Annotated in this window: 15 protein-coding genes; all 15 read right to left on the bottom strand. The window is 62.3% G+C overall.

What is annotated here, in order from left to right; genetic code table 11:
* Positions 1-155: 155 nt before the first annotated feature.
* Complete coding sequence (locus V7S54_RS27245; protein ID WP_336409080.1) at positions 156-998, bottom strand: HpcH/HpaI aldolase/citrate lyase family protein; 843 nt, start codon at positions 996-998, stop codon at positions 156-158.
* On the bottom strand, positions 995-2,212 hold the full coding sequence (locus tag V7S54_RS27240) for a CaiB/BaiF CoA transferase family protein (RefSeq protein WP_336409081.1): 1,218 nt from the start codon (positions 2,210-2,212) through the stop codon (positions 995-997). The genes V7S54_RS27245 and V7S54_RS27240 overlap by 4 nt, the downstream gene beginning before the upstream one ends.
* Positions 2,209-3,258 (bottom strand): ABC transporter ATP-binding protein, encoded by a 1,050-nt coding sequence (locus tag V7S54_RS27235; RefSeq protein WP_336409082.1) that lies wholly within the window; start codon positions 3,256-3,258, stop codon positions 2,209-2,211. Before V7S54_RS27235 ends, V7S54_RS27240 begins: the two co-directional genes overlap by 4 nt.
* Positions 3,259-3,288: 30 nt before the next feature.
* Positions 3,289-5,388, bottom strand: a complete 2,100-nt coding sequence (locus V7S54_RS27230) for an ADP-ribosylglycohydrolase family protein (protein WP_336409083.1) — start codon at positions 5,386-5,388, stop codon at positions 3,289-3,291.
* A gap of 16 nt (positions 5,389-5,404) precedes the next feature.
* Positions 5,405-6,610, bottom strand: a complete 1,206-nt coding sequence (locus V7S54_RS27225; RefSeq protein ID WP_336409084.1) for an ADP-ribosylglycohydrolase family protein — start codon at positions 6,608-6,610, stop codon at positions 5,405-5,407.
* Positions 6,600-8,021, bottom strand: a complete 1,422-nt coding sequence (locus V7S54_RS27220; protein WP_336409085.1) for an extracellular solute-binding protein — start codon at positions 8,019-8,021, stop codon at positions 6,600-6,602. The genes V7S54_RS27225 and V7S54_RS27220 overlap by 11 nt, the downstream gene beginning before the upstream one ends.
* A gap of 50 nt (positions 8,022-8,071) precedes the next feature.
* Positions 8,072-8,974 carry a carbohydrate ABC transporter permease gene (locus V7S54_RS27215; RefSeq protein WP_336409086.1) on the bottom strand — a complete coding sequence of 301 codons (903 nt, stop codon included), beginning with the start codon at positions 8,972-8,974 and terminating at the stop codon, positions 8,072-8,074.
* On the bottom strand, positions 8,974-9,903 hold the full coding sequence (locus V7S54_RS27210; RefSeq protein ID WP_336409087.1) for an ABC transporter permease: 930 nt from the start codon (positions 9,901-9,903) through the stop codon (positions 8,974-8,976). The genes V7S54_RS27215 and V7S54_RS27210 overlap by 1 nt, the downstream gene beginning before the upstream one ends.
* A gap of 39 nt (positions 9,904-9,942) precedes the next feature.
* Positions 9,943-10,992 carry a LacI family DNA-binding transcriptional regulator gene (locus tag V7S54_RS27205; RefSeq protein ID WP_336409088.1) on the bottom strand — a complete coding sequence of 350 codons (1,050 nt, stop codon included), beginning with the start codon at positions 10,990-10,992 and terminating at the stop codon, positions 9,943-9,945.
* A gap of 374 nt (positions 10,993-11,366) precedes the next feature.
* Complete coding sequence (locus V7S54_RS27200; protein ID WP_336409089.1) at positions 11,367-12,986, bottom strand: dihydroxyacetone kinase subunit DhaK; 1,620 nt, start codon at positions 12,984-12,986, stop codon at positions 11,367-11,369.
* A 10-nt stretch (positions 12,987-12,996) separates the two neighbouring features.
* A complete protein-coding gene (locus tag V7S54_RS27195; RefSeq protein WP_336409090.1) occupies positions 12,997-13,992 on the bottom strand; it encodes an ABC transporter ATP-binding protein in 996 nt (331 codons plus the stop codon).
* Positions 13,985-15,082: an ABC transporter ATP-binding protein gene (locus V7S54_RS27190; RefSeq protein WP_336409091.1), complete on the bottom strand. Its 1,098-nt coding sequence runs from the start codon at positions 15,080-15,082 to the stop codon at positions 13,985-13,987. The genes V7S54_RS27195 and V7S54_RS27190 overlap by 8 nt, the downstream gene beginning before the upstream one ends.
* Positions 15,083-15,086: 4 nt before the next feature.
* Positions 15,087-15,275 (bottom strand): hypothetical protein, encoded by a 189-nt coding sequence (locus tag V7S54_RS27185; RefSeq protein WP_065372979.1) that lies wholly within the window; start codon positions 15,273-15,275, stop codon positions 15,087-15,089.
* The gene (locus V7S54_RS27180; RefSeq protein ID WP_336409092.1) at positions 15,272-16,210 is read right to left on the bottom strand and encodes a carbohydrate ABC transporter permease; all 939 of its coding nucleotides are present in this window, start codon (positions 16,208-16,210) and stop codon (positions 15,272-15,274) included. Before V7S54_RS27180 ends, V7S54_RS27185 begins: the two co-directional genes overlap by 4 nt.
* The gene (locus V7S54_RS27175) at positions 16,207-17,154 is read right to left on the bottom strand and encodes a carbohydrate ABC transporter permease (protein WP_057249298.1); all 948 of its coding nucleotides are present in this window, start codon (positions 17,152-17,154) and stop codon (positions 16,207-16,209) included. The genes V7S54_RS27180 and V7S54_RS27175 overlap by 4 nt, the downstream gene beginning before the upstream one ends.
* Between the last annotated feature and the right edge of the window lie 196 nt (positions 17,155-17,350).

Genomic DNA, 17,350 nt, shown 5'->3' with positions numbered 1-17,350 from the left:
AAAGGACAAAAACATGCAGCAATTCAAAGTGCTACAGCGACCTTTGCGCGTCTGATAAGACGCGCGGCGCTGTAGGGTGTTTCGCCACTTTCCGCGTGGCGTGACACCCAGGCCGGCGGCTCCGTGTAAGAAGGCGGGGTCTTCGCGGGCTTTGACTAATCGATCTTCTGCAGAATGCGGCGGGCACGTTCGATGACCGGTGCATCGACCATCCGGTCGCCGACAAGGAAGGCGCCCCTGCCCTCGGCCGCCGCACCTGCAGCGGCATCGAGCACGGCGCGCGCCCAGGCGACCTTTTCTTCGCTGGGTGAGAATGCCGCATTCATGATCGGCACGGCAGAGGGATGAATACAGGTAGCACCGTCGAAACCGTGGCGGCTTGCTTCACGGGCAGCGACCTCAAGGGCATCGCGCTGCTGATAGTCCGCAACGGTCGTCAGGGTGCCAAAGGACAGCTTGCCCTCCGCCTTGGCTGCGAAATGCACGAGCAACTTCGGCAGACGCAACACCTCGGGGAGCGGTTCGGCCCCCATGCTCGTGGCAATATCCTCGCCACCGGCCACGAGACCCAACACGCGCCGGCAGGCGGCAATTGATCTCGCGTCCAGCACCGCCCCGGCATCCTCCAACAGCGCGACGAAAACGAGCGGCTCGCGCCCGAGCTCACGTTCGGTCGTCGCCAGCTGTTCGGCAAGAGCGCACACCTGCTCGGGCGAACGCGCTTTGGCGATGAAAAGACCGAAGGCGCCTGCGCGGCAAGCGGCCTCGGCATCCGCCTTCTGCAGGTCCGGTTCGGCATTGATCCGCACGAACACCTTGGCGCCGCTTCGCCCGGCCATGGAGACCGACTGCGCAAGTCCAGCGCGTGCCGCCTGCTTTTCGCCGTAGGCGACGGAATCCTCGAGATCGAGGACGATGGCGTCGGCGCCACGTTCATGCGCCTTGGCGATGAAACGTTCGGACGAGGCAGGCACGTAGAGAAGAGACCGTAGTCTCATGCCGCCTCTCCCTTCACAATGAGGTCGATTGCGCTTGCACTCAGCCCGGCTTCGGTCAGGACCTCAGCCGTGTGTTCCCCAAGCGTTGGCGCCGGTCTCCGCCAAACACCCGGCGTCTCCGAAAGCCGTGGCACGATGTTGTGCATCGGCAGGCTGCCGAACTCCGCGTCCTCCACGTCGACGATGATCTCGCGCTCGGCGAAATGCGGGTCGGCAGCGGCATCTGCGATGTTGTAGATCGGCCCCACCGTCGCGCCGGCGTCGCGCATGATCTTCAGCGCTTCGTCGTGGTCGTGCCGGGCGAACCAGCCGCCAACGGCTTCATCGACGAGGTCCCGGTTCTTGACGCGCTCCGAATTGGTTGCGAAGCGTGGATCCTGGTTCATTTCGGCGCGGCCGATGATCTCGAAGATCCGCCTTGCGACCTGGGGGGTGGATCCGGACAGCGCCACGTATTTGCCGTCGCGGCACCGATAGACGTTACGCGGCGCGGCTGTGTTGGAGGCGCTGCCCACGCGCTCCTTGATCTTGCCGGTCGTCTGGTAGATCGCCGCCTCGGGCCCAAGCACGGAAAACATCGGTTCCAGCAGCGAGAGGTCGATCACCTGACCTTTGGCGTAGCCGCGATCGCGCGCGAGCAACGCCGTCACGGTGGCCGAACTTCCGTAGACGCCGGCGATCATATCTGCGAGCGCAAGCGGCGGCAGCACCGGTTCGCGGTCGGGAAAGCCGGTTCGGTACGCAAAACCGCTCATGCCTTCGACGATCGTGCCGAAGCCGGGGAACTGCGCATAGGGGCCGGTCTGGCCGAAGCCCGAGATGCGCACGATGATCAGGTTGGGGTTGCGGGCATGCAGCGCTTCCGGCGAAAGGCCCATGCGCTCCAGCGTCCCCGGCCGAAAATTCTCGATGAAGACGTCGGCCGTTTCGATCAGCGCCCAGAGCGCCGCCATGGCCGCTTCCTGCCGAAGGTTCAGAACGACGGAGCGTTTGTTGCGGCTATAGGTCTTCCAATAGAGCGAGTGGCCGTCGTCCTTCCAGTCCCGCAGCGGATCGCCGGCCGGCGGCTCGATCTTGATGACGTCTGCGCCGGCATCGGCGAGCTGCAGCGACAGCATGTTGCCGGCGACGAGGCGCGAGAGATCCAGAACCCTTGTGCCGACAAGTGGCCCTTTGGCAGCGGGATCGAACTGTCGCTTGGCAAACCCGCTCATCGAATGCGCTCCCCGGTTTCCTTGTCGAAGAGCAGAACCTTGTCGGCATCGATCGTAAGCGTCACATCCTGCCCTGCCGAAAGCAGGTTGCCGCCGTGGACGACGACCGAGATATCTTCCCCACCCATGGCAACGACGATTTCCTGATCCTCGCCGGTCGGCTCGACCAGGCTGATGCGGGCCGGCACGCCCGTTGCTCCAAGCGTGATATGTTGCGGGCGGATGCCGCAGACGAGGCGCGTACCCGGCTGCACCTGTCTTCCAAGCGGCAAGGAGACCCCGCCGCGGGTCAACGCCGTTTCGCCGTCAGCGATCGCCTCGACGAGGTTGATCTCCGGCGAGCCGATGAAGCCGGCAACGAAGAGATTGGCGGGATCGTTGTAGAGTTCGAGGGGCGCGCCCGCCTGTTCGATCTTTCCGCCGTTCATTACCACGATCTTGTCGGCCATGGTCATGGCCTCGGTCTGGTCGTGGGTGACGTAGACCATCGTCCGGCGCAATCGCTGGTGCAGCTTCTTGATCTCGCCGCGCATCTTCACACGCAGCTTGGCATCGAGGTTCGAGAGCGGCTCGTCGAAGAGGAAGGCGCGCGGGTCGCGCACGATGGCGCGGCCCATGGCGACCCGCTGGCGCTGGCCGCCGGAGAGTTCCCGGGGCAGGCGGTCCAGCAGCTTTTCCAGACCGAGGATTTCGGCTGCTTCGCTCACGCGTTTCTTGATCTCCGCCTTCGGCGCGCCGGCAAGCTTCAGCGCGAAGCTCATGTTTTCCGCGACCTTCATGTGCGGATAGAGCGCGTAGGACTGGAAGACCATGGCGATGTCACGCTCCTTCGCCGGCATGTCGTTGACGACCTTGCCGCCGATGGTGATTTCGCCGGCTGAAATATCCTCCAACCCGGCGATCATGCGCAACAGCGTGGACTTGCCGCAGCCCGAAGGGCCGACGAGCACGACGAATTCGCCATCGCCCATTTCCAGCGAGATGTCGTTGAGCACGGCGACACTGCCATAGCTCTTGCCAACACTTCTAAGCTCTATCTCGGACATGTTTCCTCCCTTCCTTTCCGCATCGCGCGACTAGCGCTCCGCGACCTCGAGCCGGCCGATTGACATGCGTCCGGCCGAAGCCATGCGCAGGCCGGCCATGCCGTAGCTGAGCGTCGCATCGTCCGCCTGGAGCACTCGCTCGCCATCGACGGAAAGCGTCAGCTTGCCGCCTTCGACGGTGAGATCGACCACATAGCTCCGGCCGTATTCGATGCGGAACGGGCTTCGGGCGAGGATCTTCGTGCCGTGGTCTTCCAGCAGGATCACAGCTTCGCCGTTCTTAAATCCGGCTGCATAGAAGCGGCTTGTCCCTTGAGCGCGCGCCACCACCAGATGCGAGGCGCCGGAGAGCGGCTGAAGCTCAGCGACGACACTGACGTCCCGCAGATAGGCATTACCGGTCCAGGCATCCGCGTCGGTCGCCGTATGCGCGTGGATGCGCCCCTGCTGCAGGCTCCAATGGCCGCGGTTCCAGGTGAAGCGGGTGATGCCGCCCCATTCATGCGCTTCCTTGGCCGGATCGATGACGGCGCGGCCCTTGCCGGACACTGAGAAGTCCGCAAGAAACAGCCGGCCGAGGAACTTCAGACGACCGAAATATTCGACCAGGATCCCGATCTCGTCGATCGCCTCACCATTGCCGTCAGGGATGGTGAACTCAAAGTCCTGCCAGCCACTCGCCGAGGGAACGTGCCAGGCGCCAGTTTCCTGGATGGTGCCGCTCATTGCGCGACGGACGTAAGGCGCCACGCGCAAGTTGCCGTCGCCATTCCACGGGTCAAGCCAGAGCTTGAACTTCACCGTCTGGCCGTCGTCAGCAAGCGGGGTGAACATCGGGCGGTAGCGCTCGTCGTCGAAGTCGGAGCGGCGATAGAAGGGCTTCCAGAAGATGCGTCCGCCCTGCCCGCGCTCCAGGCGGTCGAGCAGGATTTCCAGCGATCCCTTGGCATTCTCCGTATGGCGCTCCTCCGATGCCTTGACGGCGATCTGGTTGAACGGCTCGGTGCGGAAGCCATGGGTCGCGCCGGGAGCGTCGAAATCGAAGCGCACGCCGCGGCGCTCGAAATCCTCGACCCAGAGCGCCGGAGCTTCCCGCTCCTGCAGGCGGAGCGCGAGCACGGTCAGCTCGCGTGCAAAAGAGGGAATATCGACGACGTTGATCGTGCCGGTAACGCCCGATGCGACGACGAAATCGTTGATCGGCTTGCGGTATTTGTCCCAGCTCGGCTGCACCTGCTGCAAGGTGCCGACGATCGCACCGGCATTGCCGGCGTTGCAGTCCGTGTCCCAGCCGGCCATGGTCGCGATCTCAACGGTGCGCGGCAGGTCGCCCTGGCCATAAATCAGGCTCATGACCAGCACGCCGGCATTCGGAATGATGTGGCAGACGCCGGGATAACGGTCATAGCCCCATTCGGCAGTCAGCATGTCGCGGCAGGCGCGCCAGTCATTCGGGTTGTTGTCGTGGAAACGAAGCACCGCGCGAGAAACTTTGGCGTAGATGGAATCGGGTGGGATCGTCGCGAGGCCGGTCTCGATGACTTCCTCGATGCTTTTTGCAACGAAGGCCTGGGCGATCGCCGCGGCGCAGAAACGGGCGCCATGCAACCCCTCACCGTCATGGGCAACACTTGCGGCACGCGCGGACGCTTCGGCCGCCGCCTTTGGGTCGGCCGGATGGACCCAGCCCCAGCTATCGATGAAGATCTGGCCACCAATCTGCTCGGCAACCGTGGTGCCGTTCTGGGCGATCGAGCCGGACTGCGGCGCCGGGATGCCGGCGCGAAGGTTCTGGTAGGCGGTATGCTCGGTCGAATTGCCGAAGCCGCCCCACCAGTACATGCCGTGTTCCTCGGCCGCATAATTCAGCCAGGTCTTGCCGACCTCTTCTGCGGTCGCCCCCAATCCGTAGTCCCGCAACGCACGGATGAAATAGACCGGGCCGTTGGTGTCGTCGTCGGCTGCGAAATTCTTGAAATCGCGCAGATATTCCGTCACCTCGCCATAGGTGTCCCGGATGCGTTCATAGCTCCAGATGGTCGGCTCGACGGGCGCGCCGAGGCGTACGCCGATCGCCTTGCCGATGAAACCGGAATAGGTCCGCTCGAAGATTTCTGTGGTGCTGAGCATCGGATACTTTCAAAGACTAGAGACTGGAAACCTGGGTGAGTTCGGGGACGGCAACGAGGCCCGCGCGTGCCTGCGCCCGCGCTGTTTCGCGTTTGCGGTCTGCCGCCTGGATTGCAGTCACCGTTTCGGTGAAGGCATCGGCGGCGCCGAAGAGATCGAGCCTGTTGACGCGGTCGAGTTGGGAGGCCATCGCCCGGTCAATGATGCTTTCGCCATGCATGGCGCCGAGGATCGCGCCAGCCATGACGCCGATCGAATCCGTGTCGCGGCCGGAATTGATGCCGTCGACGATCGTCTTGTAGAAGTCCCCGTCATTGACGACGGCAAAGCCGAGCGCCAGCGGCAATTCCTCGATCGCGTGGAGGCGCGACGGCTGGTAGGCATCCGTGGCAATGCCTGCCTTCTGCGGCGTATGCTGCACGTTGTCGCCCATCGGCGAATAGCGGGCGATGATCCGATGGAACTCGGCGACAACCGTCGGGTGGTCGGCACCTTTCAAAGTCCGCGCAGCTTCCACGATGTCGGCGATCGCATCACGCGTACCGTCCTTGGCGACGGCAAGCGCTTCTTCGATGACGGTGTCGAGCGTGGTGCCCGGCACGAAAGCGGCGGCAACGGCGGCCGCGAGCACGCCGGCAGCCTCGAGACCGAAACTCTGCTGATGGCCGGAGGCAAAGGCGATCGCCTCCTCATAGGCTGCCTTTGGATCGCAGGCGTTCGCCACGCCGATGGGCGCGATGTACATGGCCGCACCGCAGTTCACCATGTTGCCGACGCCACCCTGTCGCGGGTCGCAGCCGGAAAGCTGGTGCCGCTGGAAGATCCATTTTTCCGGATAGAACAGACGCTCGATCAGCATCGTCTCGCGCTGCAGTTCCGGCACCCAGCGCGGCGTCCAGGCGATCTCGCGCACCATGCCGGAGGCCATGTCCCAGGCATCGAGATGGCGCTTGACGTCGTCGTAGATCGACATGACGCAGAGCGTCATCAGCGTGTCGTCGGTGACGATGCCGCCACCGCGGACACGGCCGTTGCGGGCCGCTTCGCTCTGCTTCATGCGGTGCCACTCGGTATCGAGCGACGTCACCCGGCCATAGCGCTCGCGAATTTCTGCGGCGGAGAGTTTTTCGACCGGCGCCCCGATGGCGTCGCCGTAAGCGACGCCAAAGAGAAGCGCCCGGACCCGTCCCCCAAGGGAGAGCCCTGCAGCATCATTTGTCATTGAGAACCGTCCTTGCATATTCGGTCATTTTCTCACCGCCGGCAGCGTTCCATTCGGAAACGAACTGGTCCCATTGGTCCATTTTCGCCTCGCCGGAGACGAACTTGTACACCCAGGCCCGGTAGACGTTTTCGGTGGCGTCGATGTCGGTGGCGTATTCCGCAGGCCAGACGAAGGCATTGTCCGGCTTGAAGTCGGCTGAAATCGTCTTCAGCGATTGCTGCGCGGCCTCGCTCAGCCATTGCACCGGCGGCTGCCAGTTTGCCGCAACGAGGAAGCGGGCGTACCAGGTGGCGAGCTTGTCGGTCGGCTTTATGGTTTCGCCGTCCTTGGTGTACTGCTCGCCTTCGAAACCGAGGCGTTCGATTGCCTGGCCCTCGGGGCTGGCGATGAAATCGAGCAGCTTGACCACCTCTTCCTTGTGTTCAGAAGTCGTCGCAATGGCGAGACCGCGGGATTCCTTGGAAACGTCGAGTGCCATCAGGCCCTGGCCAGCAGGCCCCTTCGGCGGAGACAGCAGGCTCAGCGTCACGTCGGGGTGCGCCTGGCGCATCTTGCCGCCATAGATGTCGATGACCTCAGCGGAAGAGCCAAAGATCACGCCAGCCCGGCCGGAATAGAACTTGTCTTCCTTCACGTCCCACTTGGTGGTGATGAACTCCGGGTCATAGAGGCCCTGCTCGCGAAGCGAGGCATAGAAGGCGATCTTCGCCTTTTCCGCTGCCGAGACGCGGGCATGGATCCATTCGCCGGCATCGTTCTTCAGCCAGGTGCCGGTGACGCCGAAGGCCTGGTTGAAGATCGCATCGAGCTCCTGGGTGTTGTCGGCAGTGGTGACGCCGTAGCTGTCGGCCTTGCCGTTGCCGTCGAGGTCGCCGTCCTTGATCGCCTTGAAGAGGGTGACGTAGTCGTCGGTGGTCTTGGGCGCCGCGACGCCCGATTTCTCGAGCCAATCCGTGCGGATGACCGGCTGCGGCATGCGCGGCGGATAGATATAGAGCAGATAGGGATAGTTCTTCAGTCGCTCGACGTTGTGCGGGAAGAGCGCTTCCTTGAGATAGGTCGTCTTCGGCAGCCAGTTGTTCCAGTCTTCGAGTACGCCCTGTTCGGCCATCTTGGCGTCGCCGCCCTGGAAATAGATGAGATCCGGGATATCGCCTGACAGAAGCATGGCGCTGAGCTTGTCGGCGTAACCCGAGGACGGCAGGTCGATGACCTGAATGTGGATGTCGGTGCCCTTCGCCTTCAGCGCCTCCTCATAGGCCTTCATGAGCTTGACGTCGTCAGGATTGCTCGTCGTGAGGTCCTTCGAGACGACGCGGATCGTTACCGGATCGGCGAAGGCGGGCATCGCGACACTCGCCATCAGTGCCACGGCGGTCGTTGCGCCAAGGATCAGTCTTCCAAGCATGTTTGTTCCTCCCAATATGCTTTGGCCATTTATGTTTCGGTTCGACATCGTCAGCCCTTCAGCGCACCGCTCATGGTGCCCTTGGTGAAGAACTTCAGGATGAGCGGGTAGATCGCGAGGATCGGCGCGATGGTGAGCAGGATCATGCCGGCCTTCAGTGCGCGGATGTTGATCTGGCTCGCACCCGTGTAGGTGTTGCTTTCGACCACCCCGACCATGGCGAGTTTGTCGCCCTCGACCACGAACTGGCGCAGCACCACCTGCAGCGGCCATTTCGACTGGTCGTTGAGGTAGATCATCGCCCGGAAAAACTCGTTCCAGTGGAAGACGAAATAGAAGAGCGCGATGGTTGCGAGCGCCGATTTGGCGAGCGGCAGCGCCACGTACCAGAAGATCTGGAAGGGATTGGCGCCGTCGAGCTCGGAGGCCTCGATCAGTTCCTTCGGCACTTCCTCGAAGAAGCGCACCAGGATGATCAGGTACCAGGCGTTGACCACCTTGAAGAGGATCAGCGACCAGTAGCTGTCGAGCAGGCCGAGGCGCTTGTTGATGAAGTAGTCAGGGATGATGCCGGGCTCGAAGACGATCGTGACCAGCACGAAGACGAAGATGATACGCCGCCCCGGCAGACCGGGACGAGAAAGCGCCCAGGCCATCAGCGCCGTCATGACAACGCCAAGGGCGGTGCTGATCAGCGTGATCAAGATCGAGTTGAGGAGGCCCCGCTGAACGGCAGAATTGTTGATCAGCAGATCCCAGACCTCGGTCGAGAAACCATTCGGAATGACGGTCAGCCCGCTCATCCCTGCGACCTTGCCCGGATCGGAGAACGAAATGGCGAGCAGGTTGAGGAGCGGCTGGACCGTCAGGACGACGAGGAACAAAAGTGTCGAGACGATGATCGCATATTCGAGCCGCTCAAGCGGCGTTCTGCGGACGTTGTGGGCGGCCATCACCATACCCCCTTGCCGGTAAGACGTTTGGAAAGAAGGTGCGCTGCGACGATCATCAGCATGCCGAGCACCGCCTTGAAGAGGCCGGCGGCGGTCGCCAGCGAGTATTCGCCGGTCTGCAGGCCGATGCGGTAGACATAGGTGTCGATGATATCGATCTTGCTGCGCACGACGTCGTTGGAGAAGTTGATCACCTGGTTGAGGTCAGCGTTCAGGAACATGCCGGCATTCAGGATGAAGAGCGTCGCGATCGTCGGCACGATGCCGGGAATGGTGACGTAGCGGATCTTTTGCCAGCGGTTCGCCCCATCGATCTCGGCCGCGTCATAGAGCTCCTGGTCGATGGCGATGATGGCGGCGAGATAAAGCAGGCTGTCCCAGCCGGCCGACCGCCAGATCTCCGAGAAGACCAGCACCCAGCGGATCGAGCCGGTGTCGGTCATGAAGGAGACCGGCTGCATGCCAAAGAAACCAATGATGTCATTGACCGCGCCGTCACTCGGCGAAAGCACCGCAATGAACACGCCGGCAATGACCACCCAGGAGAGGAAGTGCGGCAGGTAGATTGCCGACTGGATGAATTTGCGGAAGGCGCCTCCCCGGATCTCGTTGAGCAAAAGCGCGACGATGATCGGGATCGGGAAGAAGAAGACGATCTTCATCGTCGAGAGGATCAGCGTGTTCGCCAGCACCTGCCAGAAGATCGGCGACGAAAAGAGCGTCTGGAAATGCTTGATACCGACCCAGATGTTCGGTGGGATGATACGCAGCTGCTCGAAAGCGATCTTGGCTTCCCAGATCGGAAAGTAATGAAAGATCACGAAGAAGATCAGGCCGGGCGCCATCATCAGGTAATAGGGCCACCATTGCCGGACGCTTTTGGCGAAGCTCTGACGTCGAATTCTGGGAACGTTCCCATTTCGTGACATAGTTGCGTTCACCGCAAGTTCGTTGCTTACCGCCATTGCTTACCTCCCTGCCGCCACACGCACGGGTGCCGAGGCTGAAACGTCGGCAAGCGAGCCGCGCTCCACCAATCGGCACGGCAGATAAATCCGCTCCCGCTGGCGCCCACCAGCAATCTGATCGATCAGGCATTCGACCGCACGAATGCCGATCTGCCGGCCGGGCTTTTCGATGGTCGTCAGGCCCGGCCAGGAAAAGGCCCCTGCCGGGATGCCGTCGAAGCCCAGGATCGAGATGTCCTCAGGACATCTCAGCCCCGCCTCGCGAACGGCTATCATGGCCCCAAGCGCCATCAGGTCGTTGGCGACGAACACGGCGCGGTTTCCTCTCCACTGCTTCGCAAGCAGGCGGGCCATCGCGCTGCGGCCGCCCTCGACGGTATAATCGGACTCTTCGACGAGCAGGACTTCGGGATCGACATCGCGGGCGATGCAGTGCTCGTGGACCGAACGCAGGAAGCGGGCGCGCGCGAGACGAGACCTCGGGCCGAGCATCAAGGCCGGCGCCGGGTGTCCGCGCTCGACAAGAATATCCATGCCGAGCCGAACCGCCTGAGCGATATCGGAGCCGACGCTCAACGTATCGGGGAAGCGCTCGGCGCTGGAGCCGATGAAGACGAAGGGCATACCAAAACGGTCGAGGTCGTCGAAATTATCCGCAACGGGATTGATGATCGCCCCGTCAACACGCGCCCGGCGCAGGGCGCGCAGGTGGGTCGCCTCCTTGTGCGCATCCCAATCGGACGAGAAGATCAGAAGCGAAATGTCATCCTTCGCCGCACGATCCTGGGCGCCGCGGGCAACTTCGGCCCAGAACGGGTTGGTGATGTCAGGAATGACGATGCCGAGCAGGCCGCTCCGGCCCGAGCGCATGCCGACGGCAAGCTGATTGGGCTCGTAGCCGGTGGCGGCGACCGCCTTCAACACGCGATCGCGCGCTTCCTCGGAGATACTGGCGGAGCCGCCGAGAACACGCGCGACGGTGCTCTTCGAAACGCCTGCGCGTTTGGCAACGTCGATAATGGTCGCCCTTCGACCCGTCATGTTGTTCATGAAACACCCTCCCAAAGCTCAAGCAATGTCTCTCACGGCATCACCTGAACTCTGTGGGAACGTTACCATGAAGAAAAACGCTTTGGCAATATGCGGGAGAAAATATCCCGATCTTTGCTGCCAGGCCGCCAACGACCTTGCGCGAATGCCGAACATCGCCCGAAATCGCCCTTCGTCCGTTCGCGTACTGTCGAAGCGGAAGTCGCGGCGTAGCTTTGCAGTCTCTGACGGATATCGGGAATCCTTGATGCCCTTGATGTCCTGGGCGCGTCTCGCGATCCGTACACGATATGTGGCGGGCTCTCGATCAGACATAGACCGGCGACGCCGCCGAACGCTAGGCTCGGCGGCGTAGTATCAACGATAGCGGCAACCTAAGCCGCCAGATGCTCGAACAGCCGGGCGACAGCCTCGGCACCTGGGTCGACATGGCCCTCAAGCTGCTTCGCATTGATATAGGCCGCGCGGCCTGCCTTGGCGCGCGTCAAGGTGGAGGTGAAATTCGCCCCCGTTCGTGCGGCCGCCGCTGCCGCGACCACGCTGTCGCCGAGCGCGTCGAGCGCCGGAGACAGAGCATCGATCATCGTTCGGTCTCCGATCTTGGCGCCGCCGATCTCCTGCATGCGCGCAAGCCCGGTTCGAAGCGCCTCGCGCATCGGTAGTCCGCTGGATGCTCCGTCGCCGGCGGCTGCGAAGAAAATGGCAAGCAGCACGCCGGAGGAGCCGCCCATGGTCTGGCTCAGTTCCTGGCCGATCGCCCGCAAAAGCTGGGTGTGATCGGAAAGAGGCAGCCGATCGATCGCGTTGATCAGCGCGCGAGCGGCGCCCGCCAGCGTCGAGCCCGTATCGCCATCGCCGGATTTTGCATCGAGCGCATTGAGATCCTGCTCGGCGGCCATCAACACCTTGCAGCAATCGATCAGGAATGCACGCGTCGCCCCATGGTCGGATGCCATCGGCGTAATCGGCGTCAGGCCATCCGGCAAGGCGTTGACGGCGATCGGCCGAACCTCCGACACACCCGGCCAGGCGGCAATTGCCACTGGTGCTTTCAAGAGTTTAAGTTCCGCCTCGTCGGCGGCAAAAACCGAGACCGAGAAGCCTTGCATGTCGAGCGATGTCATCAGTGGCGCCGGACCAATCGTATGGGTGATCCTCTTGCCGAGAGGCAAATTGATGAGGTCGTGGGCGAGCACCGACATTTCGAGCACCGAGGTGCCGCCCAGATTGTTGATCAGCGCGACGTGCGCGCCGTCACCGATGACCGCCGCCAGCCGCTCCGCCATGGTCGCCACCGACGAGCGCGCGCCTGCAAAGTCGATCTGCTCGACACCGGCCTCGCCATGAATGCCGAGGCCGAGCTCCGCCTTGCCCTCCGGTATCCGCTCTTCCTTCGGCGACCCCGGAACCCGGCAGGTGTCCAGCGACATGCCGATGGTGTGCGTGCCGGCAATGACCTTCTTGGCTGCCGCCGTCACCGTGTCGAGATCGGCACCGCGTTCGGCGAGTGCGCCGGCGATCTTGTGCACGAACAGAGTGCCGGCAACGCCGCGCGCCTGCGGCAGGTCGGGCAGCGCGATATCGTCCCCGACGATCACCATGCTGACCTTCAGCCCGAAGGCGCGGGCGCGCTCGGCCGCAAGACCGAAATTCAGCCGGTCGCCGGTGTAATTCTTGACGACGAGCAGGCATCCGGCCGGACCGGTCACGGCGAGAATGCCGGCGAGAACGGCGTCGACGCTCGGCGAAGCGAAGACGTCGCCGCATACCGCGGCCGTCAGCATGCCGCGGCCGACGAAACCGACATGAGCGGGCTCATGACCGGAACCGCCGCCCGACACGATCGCGACCTTCGATTTATCCCAGTCGCTGCGCAACACGACCCGGATATGCGGATAGCCGTCAAGGCGGGTGAGCGCGCCGCCGGACAGGGCCAGAACACCGTCGATCGCTTCTGTCACGACATCTTCCCGCTTGTTGATGAATTGCGCCATATCGAGCTCCTTAAGCCAAACGCATGCCTGCCGCATCGAAGTAGAGCGGCTTCGAAGGTTGAATCTTGATCGTTTCACCGCCCCGGAGCGGCGTGTGGGCGTCCGTGACGGTGATGAGATCGTGTTTCCTGAATGTCAGATGCAGGCGCGTCTGGTCGCCCAAGTGCTCGACGCGCTTGACCAGAGCATCCTCCCCTGCACCCTGCTGGATGTGCTCCGGCCTGAGGCCGATGCTGGCCGCACCTAAGGGGGCGCCGGCAAAAATGTCGGCCGGAAGCACATTGATCCGTGGCTGTCCCAGCCGCGTCGCCGCGTAGACGCTGACAGGCTGCTCATACACTTCGCGCGGCGATCCGAATTGCACGAGCTTGCCCTCATTCAGCACCCCGACATGGGTCGCCATCGTCATCGCCTCGATCTGGTCGTGGGTGACGTAGAGCAGGGTTGCGCCCGACCTTGCCTGGATGCGCTTGAGCTCGATGCGAAGATCGGCCCTGAGCTTGGCGTCGAGCGAGCTCAACGGTTCATCCATGAGGAAAATCTGCGGGTCTCGGACAAGAGCACGGCCGATGGAAACGCGCTGCATCTCTCCACCTGACAGTGCCGTTGCCTTGTTGTCGAGCTTGTGCGCGATCTGGAGAACCTCGGCAACCTCCCTCACCTTCCGGTCGATCTCTTCCCTCGGCGTCTTCAACAGCGGAGATTTCAGCGGGAACTCCAAATTCTGACGAACCGTGAGGTGCGGGTAGAGCGAGTATTGTTGAAAGACCATGGCTACGTTGCGTTCGGCAGGCGCCAGCCCTTTCACTGGTTGTCCGTCGATATAGACCTCGCCGCGATCGGGCGTGTCCAGGCCGGAGACCATTCTCAGTGTCGTCGTCTTTCCAGCACCGGTCGGCCCGAGCAGCACGACGAAAGAACCATTCGGAACCGTCAGTGAGACATTATCGAGAGCAACCGTACCAGCAAACGTCTTCGTCACGTTTTCCAAGACGACTTCAGCCATGTCTCAGCACTCCTTCATTGCCGTCGGATAACAGCACCTTGCCGGTTTCCGCATCGAAAACCGAAAGCGTTCTCGCATCGAATTCGAGGCCGATCTGCTCGCCTTCCTGAACCCGGTGGCCCGATGGAATGCGTGCCTTCAGGTCGCCGTGGCTCGTTGCAAGCGTCACGATCTGGGTGGTCCCGAGATATTCGACAGCGCTCACGCGGCCCCGATAGGCTCCGTCACTGACGAATTTCACATATTCCGGCCGGACGCCAAGCGTCAGCCTTCCGGCGCGTCCTTCCCGCGAGGTCGGCACCTTGACCTCTATGCCGCCGAGATCGATAGCGCCGCCGCCGACGCCGATCATCCCCTCGAAATCCAGGAAGTTCATCGGCGGAGAACCAATGAACTGAGCCACGAATTTCGTCGCGGGCCAGTCGTAGATCTGCTGCGGTTTACCGAACTGTTCGACGACCCCATGGTTCATGACGACGATCTTGTCGCCCATCTGCATCGCTTCGAGCTGGTCATGGGTCACATAGACGGTGGTCGCGCCCATGCGGTCGTGCAGTGCCCGCAGTTCCTCGGCCATGTGCTCGCGGAACTCGGCATCGAGCGCGCCGAGGGGTTCGTCCATGAAGAAGGCCTTGGGGCGACGCACGATTGCGCGCCCCAGCGCGACGCGCTGGCGGTCGCCGCCCGAAAGGCCGCCGACGGGCTTGTCGAGAATGTTCTCGATCTTGAGAATGCGGGCGACGTCGGCGACACGCGACCTGACTTCCTCGCCGCGCAGGCCCTGGCTGACCAGCGGATAGGAGATGTTCTTGCGCACGTTCATATGCGGATAGAGCGCAAACATCTGGAAGACGAAGGCGATGTCGCGCTTGCTGGCCGGTTTCATCCCGACCTCTTCACCGTCGATGAAGATCTCGCCGCTCGTCGGCAATTCCAGGCCCGCCATCATCCGCAACGTTGTCGTCTTGCCGCAGCCGGATGGGCCGAGCAGCATGAAAAACTCGCCATCCTCAATGGTGAAGCTCGAGGAGCGCACCGCGGTGAAGGCGCCGAACTCCTTGCGCACATTCTGAATTCTGATCTGCGCCATCGGCTTACTCCGGAAAATGGCTGACGATGATGAACATCACCGTACCCAGCAAGGTTATGACGAAGGACCAGGAATAGAGCACCAGAGCGAAGGGCTGCATGAGCATGAAGACGCCCGCTGCGATGAGGGCCGATGCCAGCATTTCCCAGGCACCGCGGCGTAAATGCAGCAATCCATTGAAAAATCTAGTCATTTGCGTACGGCTCCGAAAGTGATGCCGCGCAGCAGGTGTTTGCGCAGAAGAATGGTGAAGACCATGACCGGCACGAGGAACAGGGTCGCCCCGGCGGCAACCGCCGGCCAGTCCTGGCCGCTGACGCCGATGATGGTGGGAATGAAGGGTGGCGCCGTCTGGGCATTGCCCGAGGTCAGAAGCACCGCGAAGGCGTATTCGTTCCAGGCAAAGATCAGGCAGAAAATGGCGGTGGAGGCGATGCCCGTCGCCGCCTGCGGCAACACCACCTTGTAGAAGGCCTGGAACCGGGTGTAGCCGTCGATGAGCGCCGCCTCCTCGTACTCGACCGGGATCTCGTCGATGAAGCCCTTCAGCAGCCAGACCGACAGCGAGAGGTTGACCGCCGTGTAGAGCAGGATCATGCCCGCATGGGTGTCGTTCAAACCCAACGAACGGAACATCAGGAAGATCGGGATGGCGACGGCGATCGGCGGCATCATGCGCGTCGAGAGAATGAAGAACAGCAGATCGTCCTTCAGCGGAACCTTGAAGCGCGAGAAGGCGTAGGCGGCGGCCGTGCCGAGCACGATGCAGAGCACGGTCGAGCCGAAGCCGATGATCACCGAATTGGTGAAGCGCTCGGCAAAGCGCGACGGACCGGAGATGACGAGGCCATCCTTGCGGACAAGACGATCATACCAGGTCTGCGGCTCGCCGACCGCCTGTAGCTGCTCCTCGGTAAGCCGGGTGCGCGTCGTGAAGACGTTGACATAGCCTTCCACCGTCGGCTCGAAGAAGGTCTTGGGCGGATAGGCGATCGCGTCGGCCGGCGACTTGAAGCTCGTCGCGATGATCCAGACAAGCGGAAGGATCGTGATCAGCGCGTAGCCAACGACCAGGATCCCTGCGAACCACTTTTGCCGTTGCGACGGCTCGGTTACGGAATAGCTCATCGTTGTTTGACCTTGTTCAGGGCTTTGACGTAGATCGACGCCAGGCCGAAGACGGTGACGAAGAGGATAACGGCGTAAGCGGATGCGTAGCCGGTGCGCCACTTCTCGAAAGCTTCTCGCTTCAGGTTGATCGAGGTGAGTTCGGTGATCGATCCCGGGCCACCGCCGGTCAGTTGCACGACGAGGTCGAACATCTTGAAGTTCTCGATGCCGCGAAAGAGCACGGCGAGCATCAGGAACGGCAGCACCAGCGGAATGGTGATCGTCCAGAATTGCCGCCATTTGCTGGCGCGGTCGCATTCGGCCGCCTCATAGATGCTGCTCGGAATGGAGCGCAGGCCCGCAAGGCAGATCAGCATCACGAAGGGCGTCCACATCCAGGTGTCGACGATGATGATCGCCCAGGGGGCAAGCGACACATCGCCGATCATCGAGAAACTCGACGGATCAGCCCCCGTCAGGAAACCGACTGCGTAGTTGAAGAGACCGATCTGCGGCTGGTAGAGGAAGGTCCAGAAATTGCCGACCACCGCCGGGCTCAGCATCATCGGCAGCACGATGATCGTGGTCCACAGATCGTTGCCGCGGAACTTCTTGTTGATCAGGTAGGCAAGGGAAAAGCCGATCAGCACCTGAAGGACGATCGTCCAGATCAGGAAATGGGCCGTTGCCTGCATGGTCAGCCAGATGTCCTTGTCGGACAGGATGCTCAGGTAGTTCTTGAGCCCGATGAACTGGACCTCGGCATTCGGCCGGTTGACGCGAAAGTTCGTAAAGCTCAGCCGGACCGTCCAGATCAGCGGAAAGATATTGACCGCGAGAAGCAGGACGATGGACGGGGCCACGAACAACCAGGCCAGCGAGCGATCCGACAGTCCTCGGACGCGTTTGGCAAGGGCATGCGGCGTCGCTCCGGCGACCCGGTCCACAGTTGATTTCAGCATGGGTAATCCCTCATTTGACTGCCACGCTGCGCGTTTCGATAGACGAGCAAAGGTCGCTGCAGCACTTTGGATTACTGCATGTTTTCGTCCTTCAATCGACCACGATTGAAGGAAACATGCAGAAGGCGGCGACAGAACCGGGGAAAATCCCCGGCTCCGTGTCGCGCCATGGTGCGCTGGGAGGTGCGCAGCCACG

This window comes from Ensifer sp. CCNWLY38 (assembly GCF_037120565.1).
Taxonomy (GTDB): Bacteria; Pseudomonadota; Alphaproteobacteria; order Rhizobiales; family Rhizobiaceae; genus Ensifer; species Ensifer adhaerens_H.
The sequence above is the reverse complement of the archived record's forward strand: the minus strand, read 5'-3'. Positions and strand labels throughout refer to the sequence as shown.

Excerpts from the sequence above, each read along its gene's own strand:
- V7S54_RS27245 (WP_336409080.1), bottom strand. The coding sequence starts at position 998 with ATGAGACTACGGTCTCTTCTCTACGTGCCTGCCTCGTCCGAACGTTTC.
- V7S54_RS27240 (WP_336409081.1), bottom strand. The coding sequence starts at position 2,212 with ATGAGCGGGTTTGCCAAGCGACAGTTCGATCCCGCTGCCAAAGGGCCA.
- V7S54_RS27235 (WP_336409082.1), bottom strand. The coding sequence starts at position 3,258 with ATGTCCGAGATAGAGCTTAGAAGTGTTGGCAAGAGCTATGGCAGTGTC.
- V7S54_RS27230 (WP_336409083.1), bottom strand. The coding sequence starts at position 5,388 with ATGCTCAGCACCACAGAAATCTTCGAGCGGACCTATTCCGGTTTCATC.
- V7S54_RS27225 (WP_336409084.1), bottom strand. The coding sequence starts at position 6,610 with ATGACAAATGATGCTGCAGGGCTCTCCCTTGGGGGACGGGTCCGGGCG.
- V7S54_RS27220 (WP_336409085.1), bottom strand. The coding sequence starts at position 8,021 with ATGCTTGGAAGACTGATCCTTGGCGCAACGACCGCCGTGGCACTGATG.
- V7S54_RS27215 (WP_336409086.1), bottom strand. The coding sequence starts at position 8,974 with ATGGCCGCCCACAACGTCCGCAGAACGCCGCTTGAGCGGCTCGAATAT.
- V7S54_RS27210 (WP_336409087.1), bottom strand. The coding sequence starts at position 9,903 with ATGTCACGAAATGGGAACGTTCCCAGAATTCGACGTCAGAGCTTCGCC.
- V7S54_RS27205 (WP_336409088.1), bottom strand. The coding sequence starts at position 10,992 with ATGAACAACATGACGGGTCGAAGGGCGACCATTATCGACGTTGCCAAA.
- V7S54_RS27200 (WP_336409089.1), bottom strand. The coding sequence starts at position 12,986 with ATGGCGCAATTCATCAACAAGCGGGAAGATGTCGTGACAGAAGCGATC.
- V7S54_RS27195 (WP_336409090.1), bottom strand. The coding sequence starts at position 13,992 with ATGGCTGAAGTCGTCTTGGAAAACGTGACGAAGACGTTTGCTGGTACG.
- V7S54_RS27190 (WP_336409091.1), bottom strand. The coding sequence starts at position 15,082 with ATGGCGCAGATCAGAATTCAGAATGTGCGCAAGGAGTTCGGCGCCTTC.
- V7S54_RS27185 (WP_065372979.1), bottom strand. The coding sequence starts at position 15,275 with ATGACTAGATTTTTCAATGGATTGCTGCATTTACGCCGCGGTGCCTGG.
- V7S54_RS27180 (WP_336409092.1), bottom strand. The coding sequence starts at position 16,210 with ATGAGCTATTCCGTAACCGAGCCGTCGCAACGGCAAAAGTGGTTCGCA.
- V7S54_RS27175 (WP_057249298.1), bottom strand. The coding sequence starts at position 17,154 with ATGCTGAAATCAACTGTGGACCGGGTCGCCGGAGCGACGCCGCATGCC.